We start from the raw sequence: 7,999 nt of genomic DNA on the forward strand, positions 1-7,999 counted from the left end.
TGCGGCCCGTCGCGGGTTGGAATACTAGCTTCGCTCGTCACTGTTCCTGCTCGCTTGTCCCGGGAGAAATCCGGTGTTTTTCCAGCGAATTTTACAATTTGTCCTCTTTTTTGTAAGCGCAACCTCGCTGGTGGGGGTGGCCGGTGTTGCCGCCGCCGACGACGTCGCCGCCACACCGCTGACACCCGAGCAGTCGAAGTTTTTTGAAACCAAGATCCGACCCGTGCTGGTCCGTGAATGCTATGGCTGTCACAGCAAGCAAGCCGGACAGAGCAAGGGGGGGCTTCGGTTAGACACCCAAGCGGCGATGATCGAGGGCGGCGACAGCGGCCCTGCGATCGTGCCCGGCGACCTGGACGCGAGTCTGTTTTTCGGCGCGATCACGCACAGCGATTTCGTGATGCCGCCCAAGCGAAAATTGATCGACGCCGAGATCGCCGATTTTCGAACCTGGATCCTCGACGGGGCGCCCGATCCCCGTGTCATCACACCGGTCGAAACGCCCGCGCAGACCATCGACGACGAGATGATTGCCGATGCCAAGCGGACCTTCTGGGCCTATCAAGCACCGCAGCGCAGCCGACCGCCTGAACCGGACACCGCCTCAGCGCACGCCGCCGCTTGGTCGAAGACGACGATCGATCGTTTCCTGGCGAAAGGACTCGACGACGCCGGATTGCAGCCCGCCGCCGACGCGCCGGCCTCGATCGTCTTGCGACGGCTGTGCTTTGATCTGATCGGTTTGCCGCCCACCCCCGAGCAACTGGAGTGGTTCACCGCGGCCTACGACCAGAACCCCGACGCCGCGGTCGCCCGCGTCGTCGATCGATTGTTGGATTCGCATCAGTTCGGCGAGCATTGGGGACGTCACTGGTTGGACGTCGTCCGCTACGGCGAATCAACCGGACGCGAAGTCAACATGACGTACCCCAACGCTTGGCGCTACCGCGACTACGTCATCGATTCGGTCAACGCCGACAAACCGTACGACGAGTTTGTCCAACAACAAATCGCCGGTGATCTCTTACCCGCGGCCGATGACAACGAATGGTCCGAGCACCTGGTGGCGACCGGCTTCCTGGCGATCGGCACCAAGAACGTCAACGAGCAGAGCGGTGCCCAGTTTGCCGCCGATTTGGCCGACGAGCAGATCGATGCCACCACGCGGGTGTTCCTCGGAACCTCCGTCGCCTGTGCCCGTTGTCACGATCACAAATTCGACCCGATCCGCCAATCCGATTATTACGCGATGGCCGGGATCTTCCGCAGCACCAAAACCTTCTTCGGCACACCGCCGTCGCAATACGGCAGCTTCGGCGGTCCGCAGCAACGACGCACGAGCAGCTTGATCTTGTTGCCGACCGACGATCCCGATCCGGCCGGTCGTTCTTACTCCCCCGAAGAACTTCAACAGTTGCATCAGGACATCCGTGATCGACAAGCCGAACTCGTCGGACTTCGCCGCGGAGAGAGTGCGACGGGCACCCGCCCGGGCGCCTCGCTCCAACAGATGCGGATTCGTTTGACCAACGAACTCGGCACGCTATCGGCCAAGCTGGGAGTCGTCGACGAAAACGGACAACCACGAAGCTATTGCATGGGCGTCCAAGACGCGGACACGGTGGGCGACGCGCCCCTGTTGGTTCGCGGCGAAATCGATCAGCCGGCCGGACGAATCAAACGAGGGTTGCCCGCCGCACTGAGCGACGTGTCGTTTTCGCCCAAGCCCGGAACCAGCGGTCGATTGGAATTGGCACGCTGGATCGGCAGCGACGACAACACCTTGGCCGCACGCGTGATGGTCAACCGAATTTGGCAACACGTCTTCGGCCAGGGTATCGTGCCGACGACCGAAGATTTCGGGATGACCGGAACGGCCCCCTCGCATCCCGAATTGCTCGACCATCTGGCGATCAAATTTGTCGAGTCGGACTGGTCGGTCAAAACCATGATCCGTCAAATGATGCTGACGCGGGCCTATCGGATGCAAAGCACGTTTGACGTCGCCAGCCACGAAACGGATCCGGACAACCGGTTGCTTTGGCGGGCCAACGTGAAACGACTGAACGCCGAATCGCTCCGCGACGCGATGCTTGTGATCGCGGGAGAGTTGGAAACCGAGCGGCCGACGGGATCCAAGGTTGCCCAAGCCGGTTACAGCCGTGTCCGCGACGGACAGCTCGGCGATCCCCGCGATGCCATCCGCCGTACCATGCAAACCACATTGACCAGCCGTCGCGGCGGACTGGCGCCGATCTTTGATCGCATCCGAAACGGCAACCCGCGCGAACAAGCGCTGGCCCGAAACCAGCTGCGATCGGCGATCGGCAACCAACGGATGGCGGAACTCGCCGCCACGGCCTATGACAAGAATTCGCTGGACAGCGTCTCGGACAATCACCGCAGTGTTTACTTGCCCGTGGTGCGTGACTTCGTGCCGCGATCGTTGGACGTGTTTGACTTTGCCGACCCCAGCATGGTGATCGGCACCCGCGAAACCTCCAACACGCCCAATCAGGCGCTCTACATGTTGAACAATCCGCTCACGCTCCGTCTCAGCGAAGCCTTTGCCGAGCGGTTGCTTCAGCAAGGGCGATCGACCAAAGATCGTGTCGAGATGGCGTTCGTCTTGGCATACGGACGTCCGCCATCGGCCGCTGAACGCAGCGCGTCGCATCGCTTTCTCAGATCGTCGGGCCTGTTGCCCAAATCGGCGCTCGCCGCGTTTTGTCAGTCGCTCTTCGCGGCCGCCGAATTCCGATACCTGAATTAGTCCGTGTCAACGTCAATCAACTCGGAAATCCAATGTACACACGTCGCGATCTACTCAAACACACCTCGGCCGGGTTCGGTTACTTGGCGCTGGCGGGGCTGGCATCACTTTCTCGTTCGTCCGCCCTCGGGGCAGGGGCGGACGTCGCGGCGAACCCCTTGTCGCCCAAACCGCCGCACTTCCCGGCCAAAGCGAAACGGGTGATTTTTCTGTGCATGCAAGGCGGTCCGTCGCACGTCGATACCTTCGACTACAAACCGGCCTTGGCGTCCGACGATGGAAAACGCGGCAAGTACGGCGGCGCGCTGCTCAAGTCACCGTGGCAGTTTCGTCAACGCGGTGATAGCGGACTGTGGATCTCGGATCTGTTTCCCGAAGTCGCCAAGCACGCCGATGAGATGTGTTTGATTCGGTCAATGCATTGCGATCAACCGGTGCACCCAGGCGCGACGACGCAGATGCACACCGGAACGGCGCAGTTCGTCCGACCTTCGTTGGGCGCCTGGACGCTTTACGGTCTGGGCACCGAAAACGAAAGCCTGCCCGGATTCGTCTCGCTCAGCCCGCCCGCGGGTAGCTCTCGTAACTACAGCAGCGCGTTTTTGCCGGCGATCTATGGCGGTACCAAAGTTGGCGGATCGGGCGGTCGCTTTGCCCAAGCGGCGCGGTTCAATACCGGAGGCGGCCAGGCGGTGCCGGACATCAGCAACCCGAAACGGACGACCGATCAACAGCGTCGACAACTCGACTTCATCCAATCGCTCAATCGCAGCCAGATGCCGGCCGGTGACGGGGCGAACGTCGAAGGGGTGATCCAGTCCTATGAGTTGGCGTTTCGAATGCAAGACGCGATGCCGGAGCTGATGGATCTGTCGGGCGAGGATCAGCGCACGATTTCGATGTACGGTGCCGATTCCGATCCGACGCGGACGTTCGGGCGACAGTGCTTGCTGGCCCGTCGATTTGCCGAAGCCGGCGTGCGGTTCATCGAAGTCACGCACGGCAATTGGGACCAGCACACGCGTTTGACCGAAGACCACGCCGCGCGGGCCGAGGCCTGCGATCAACCGATCGCGGCACTGTTGGCCGATTTGAAACAACGTGACATGCTCAAAGACACGTTGGTGATGTGGGGCGGCGAGTTCGGACGGACGCCGTCGGCCCAAAATGGGAATGGCCGCAACCACAACAACAAGGGTTACACGTTGTGGATGGCCGGCGGCGGAACCAAGGGCGGTTTCAGCTACGGGGCGACAGACGAACACGGATTCGAGGCGGTGGAAAACCCGTGCCATGTCCATGACTGGCACGCCACCGTGTTGCACTTGCTGGGTCTGGACCACACCCGCCTGACCTATCGATATGCCGGACGCGATTTCCGATTGACCGACGTTTACGGGAATGTCGCGACGGACATCATCGCGTAAGGCTCTGTCCCTAAAGTCCTGCAAGCGAATGGAATAAAACCCACGGATGGCAGCGCGGACCCGCAGATCCCAGGCTGTTCTCCATCCGTGGGTCCGCGCTGCCATCCGTGGGTTCATCTCCGCCTGACCTCAGAGCCTACGTGTTCTTTCCTTGTTCCCGGGCTCCGCCTGGGAGCACACTGTCATGGAGGCTGCTCGCCTCCTACCCGCCACCGACGCGTGTCGAGCGGCCACTCCGGCCTTGCGTTCCAAGACGCCGCCCTGCGAGCGAGCGTGAGACCGGGGCGGGTCATGCACCCCGACTTGCCAAGTCGCATGCCTGCTGGTCAGACTACGGACCGCGTTCGATCACCCCCGCATCCAACCTCCTCGCGAATTCGCTTGCGTCATGGACGGCATCACCGAGCCCGTCGTTTTGGTCCTCGGGCATCCCATTGCCGGAAACCCGGCCCAGTTTGCCCTCGAGCGAGCCTTCGCCTCGATGGATGTCGGGTGGCGGGTCTTCTCCTGTGACGTCCCTCCGGACCGCATCGACGAAGCGATCGCGGGGGCCGAGGTGCTCGGCTTTCGCGGATTGCTGCTGGACCAAAATCTGGTCAACCGTCTCGACGAGGGCGCTGAACGATCCGATCTGTATTGGCGGGGAAACCCCTCGGAGAGCCGATGGCACACCGAAAATGTTCTTTCGACCTGGCTGGAGACCGAAATTCGCAAACACTTCGAATCACTCGAAACGGATATCGGACCGTTGCTTTGGATCGGAACCCCCGATCCAATTTTCCCCTCCAAGATCGCTTCCGAACAGTCACACTCTCCGATCGCCTGGGCGTCGACCGAGGCGATCGAGCACGCCCGATTGATCGCGATCGCCGAAACGGTCGATGTGTCCCATTGGCCTCGCTGCCAGAACGCGACACTGGTGGTGGATTTTGCCAACCCGGAAAACGACCTCAATCAGATCCGTTCCCTTGGATACACCGTCCTCGGCCGCGAACAAGCGCGGATCGGCATCCTGCTCGAATCCATCCAGCGATGGACGGGAAAGCAACCGATGGTCGACGTGTTGACCGAAGCGATCGAAGAGTACTTGGCGGTCTAATGTGATGATGAACCCCAACGTGACAAACAGCAATGTCCAGGTGCTCGTCCGGGCCGCACGCGAGCTTTCTGATTCGGTCGACCTGCTTTCCTTCGCCGAGCCGGTCACCCACGTCTACAATCCGCTCGCCTACGCCTGGAAATCTCACCAGGCCTATTTGGGGCGGGTCAGCGGGGACGTCAAGGTTGTCCTGTTGGGAATGAACCCGGGCCCCTGGGGAATGGCCCAAACGGGAGTGCCATTCGGTGAAGTCGCCGCGGTCCGCGACTGGATGCGGATTGACGAGCCGGTCGGCAAACCCCCGATCGAACACGAAAAACGCCCGGTCGATGGATTCCAGTGCGGGCGAAGCGAAGTCAGCGGGCGTCGCTTGTGGGGCCTGTTTCAAGAGCGATTCGAAACGCCAGAGGCCTTCTTTCAAGACCACTTTGTGCTCAATTACTGCCCGCTGGTTTTCATGGAAGAATCGGCCCGCAATCGCACGCCGGACAAACTGCTGCCGGAGGAACGTGAACGGCTCACTGCGATCTGCGATGCGCACTTGCTGACCGTGATCCGGACGTTGGACCCGGATCACCTGGTCGGTGTCGGCGTCTATGCCGAAGCCTGTCTCAAGCGGGTCGTCCAGGTCGAAGGCTGCCGTGCGAAAGTGACTCGCATCCTTCACCCCAGCCCCGCCTCGCCGGCGTCGAACAACAATTGGGCGGGCAAGGTGACCAAGCAATTGGAAAAAGCCGGGGTCTGGTAGCCGCTGTGGCTAGTATTCCGCCGCAGCACATTCTTACGTTCGAATCGTAGCGGAAGCCGCCAACGGTTTGTTGATTCAATCGGATCACACGTGAGATTAGCCGTATCGCGCGAGCGTACGGGCCTCAACCACTCAATCGACAAGGTTTTGACCCGCGCTGGGCCCGTAGGCTCGCGCCAAACGGCTGATCATCAACTGATATCGCCGGTTCGCGCCAGCGCGAGCGGCGCCCCTCAATGTCGATTGAGTCGCTGTTCCCAATTCAACGCATCGTGTGACCCAAGGCTGAACCTTTTGCCCGGCTTTGGTTACATTACTGCCGACGTGCCTTTCTATCCTTTTTCACCGACGATCACCGCCGAGCTGACCTTCGTGAGCCAATCTGCCGACGAATCGACCGAAACGGTCGCTGATGCCCTTCGAAACGACCCCCGTCTCGCCCAGGCCAAACGGTTGGTCGCCGAAGCGATCGGTGATCATGCCAGTCGGTTGTCGGTGCGTCCCGCGGCCGAATCCCTGAAATCCGGCTTCGCCGACCTGATCGACCGATTGTCGGCCGTTCGCGGCGGACCACCGATCTGGCCCTACCTGTCCTCCGGTCTGGGCCGTGGTCCCTACGTGGAACTGGCCGACGGCAGCGTCAAATTGGATTTTATTTGCGGCATCGGTGTCCATGGCGCCGGCCACAGTGACCCCGGTATGGTCGCCGCGGCGATCGATGCGGCAATCGAAGACACGGTGATGCAAGGCAACTTGCAACAAAATCCGGCCAGCGTCGTGATGATGGAAAAGTTGACGGCCTTGGCCCAGGCTTCCGGCGCGGAGCTGCCGCACTGCCTGCTTTCGACCAGCGGCGCGATGGCCAATGAGAACGCGTTGAAGATCGCGATGCATCACAAGACGCCCGCCGATCGCGTCCTGGCGTTCGACAATGCCTTTGCCGGACGCACCTTTGCGATGGCGACCCTGACCGACCGACCAAACTACCGCATGGGATTGCCGCTCACGTTCCCGGTCGACTACCTGCCCTTTCGTGATCCCGCCAATCCCGAGCGCAGCACGCGCTGGGCGGTCGACGAACTGCATCGATTGTTGAAACGTCATCCCGGACGCTACGCCGCGTTTTGGGCCGAGCCGATCGCGGGTGAAGGCGGCTATTATCCCGGCAGCCACGAATTCTTTACCGCGCTCTGTCAGCCACTCAAGGACGCCGGCGTGCCGATCATCTTTGATGAAGTCCAAAGCTTCTCCAGGACCAGTCGCCCCTTCGCGTTCCAGCACTACGGACTCGACGCGTTCGCCGACATCGTCACCGTCGGCAAGATCACACAGGTCTGCGCGACGCTGTACAGCAGCGAAATGAAACCGACCGGCCCGATCCTCAGCCAGACCTTCACCGGAGCCACCGCGTCGATCGCTACCGGGATCGAAATGCTCAATCGCCTTGAAAGCAATAACTGTTTCGGCCCCTCGGGTCAGAACATGCAAATGGCGTCCTCGTTTCAAGACGGTCTTGCAAACCTGGCGACAAAGTATCCCGACCTGGTCCGCGGACCGTACGGCGAAGGCATGATGGTGGCGTTCACCCCCGGCGATGGCAGTTTCGACTTCGCCAAGAAGTTGATGATGCACCTGTTTGACATCGGCTTGCTGGGATTCGTCTGCGGTGGAGATCCGACACGCATCCGGTTCCTGCCGCCGCCGGCAACGACGACCCAAGCACACATCGATCACGCCATCGAACTGCTCGACCAGGGACTCGCCACGCTGCCGTAGCGGTTCCTCTCAGGGACTCGTTGGTGTTTAGCCTGTAGGCCAATACCGCTAAGTTAACATGAATGAGGGGGCCCGGACGCTGGCGCGAACCGGCTGATGTCAAACGAATATCAGCCGTTTGGCGCGAGCCTACGGGCCCTCATCTGAAGAAACGACGCTTAACTTAGCGGTATTGG

General features: G+C 61.1%; 5 protein-coding genes. All 5 read left to right on the plus strand.

What is annotated here, in order from left to right; genetic code table 11:
• Nucleotides 1–73 precede the first annotated feature (73 nt).
• The 5 genes from NZK35_RS02955 to NZK35_RS02975 all read left to right on the plus strand — a co-directional run bounded on the left by NZK35_RS02955 (nucleotide 74) and on the right by NZK35_RS02975 (nucleotide 7,823).
• Nucleotides 74–2,773 carry a PSD1 and planctomycete cytochrome C domain-containing protein gene (locus tag NZK35_RS02955; protein ID WP_259631106.1) on the plus strand — a complete coding sequence of 900 codons (2,700 nt, stop codon included), beginning with the start codon at nucleotides 74–76 and terminating at the stop codon, nucleotides 2,771–2,773.
• A gap of 32 nt (nucleotides 2,774–2,805) precedes the next feature.
• Entirely contained in the window at nucleotides 2,806–4,200 is a 1,395-nt protein-coding gene (locus NZK35_RS02960) for a DUF1501 domain-containing protein (protein ID WP_259631107.1), read from the plus strand.
• 388 nt (nucleotides 4,201–4,588) lie between these two features.
• Nucleotides 4,589–5,299 carry a hypothetical protein gene (locus NZK35_RS02965; protein ID WP_259631108.1) on the plus strand — a complete coding sequence of 237 codons (711 nt, stop codon included), beginning with the start codon at nucleotides 4,589–4,591 and terminating at the stop codon, nucleotides 5,297–5,299.
• A 4-nt stretch (nucleotides 5,300–5,303) separates the two neighbouring features.
• Nucleotides 5,304–6,047 (plus strand): uracil-DNA glycosylase family protein, encoded by a 744-nt coding sequence (locus tag NZK35_RS02970; protein WP_259631109.1) that lies wholly within the window; start codon nucleotides 5,304–5,306, stop codon nucleotides 6,045–6,047.
• Nucleotides 6,048–6,419: 372 nt separating this feature from the next.
• A complete protein-coding gene (locus NZK35_RS02975; RefSeq protein ID WP_259631112.1) occupies nucleotides 6,420–7,823 on the plus strand; it encodes an aminotransferase class III-fold pyridoxal phosphate-dependent enzyme in 1,404 nt (467 codons plus the stop codon).
• Nucleotides 7,824–7,999 lie beyond the last annotated feature (176 nt).

The sequence above is a fragment of the Stieleria sedimenti genome, assembly GCF_025060895.1.
Classification (GTDB): Bacteria; Planctomycetota; Planctomycetia; order Pirellulales; family Pirellulaceae; genus Stieleria; species Stieleria sedimenti.

Bases quoted from the DNA above. Each gene is read 5' to 3' on its own strand.
- NZK35_RS02970 (WP_259631109.1), top strand. From the start codon at position 5,304: ATGATGAACCCCAACGTGACAAACAGCAATGTCCAGGTGCTCGTCCGG.
- NZK35_RS02965 (WP_259631108.1), top strand. From the start codon at position 4,589: ATGGACGGCATCACCGAGCCCGTCGTTTTGGTCCTCGGGCATCCCATT.
- NZK35_RS02960 (WP_259631107.1), top strand. From the start codon at position 2,806: ATGTACACACGTCGCGATCTACTCAAACACACCTCGGCCGGGTTCGGT.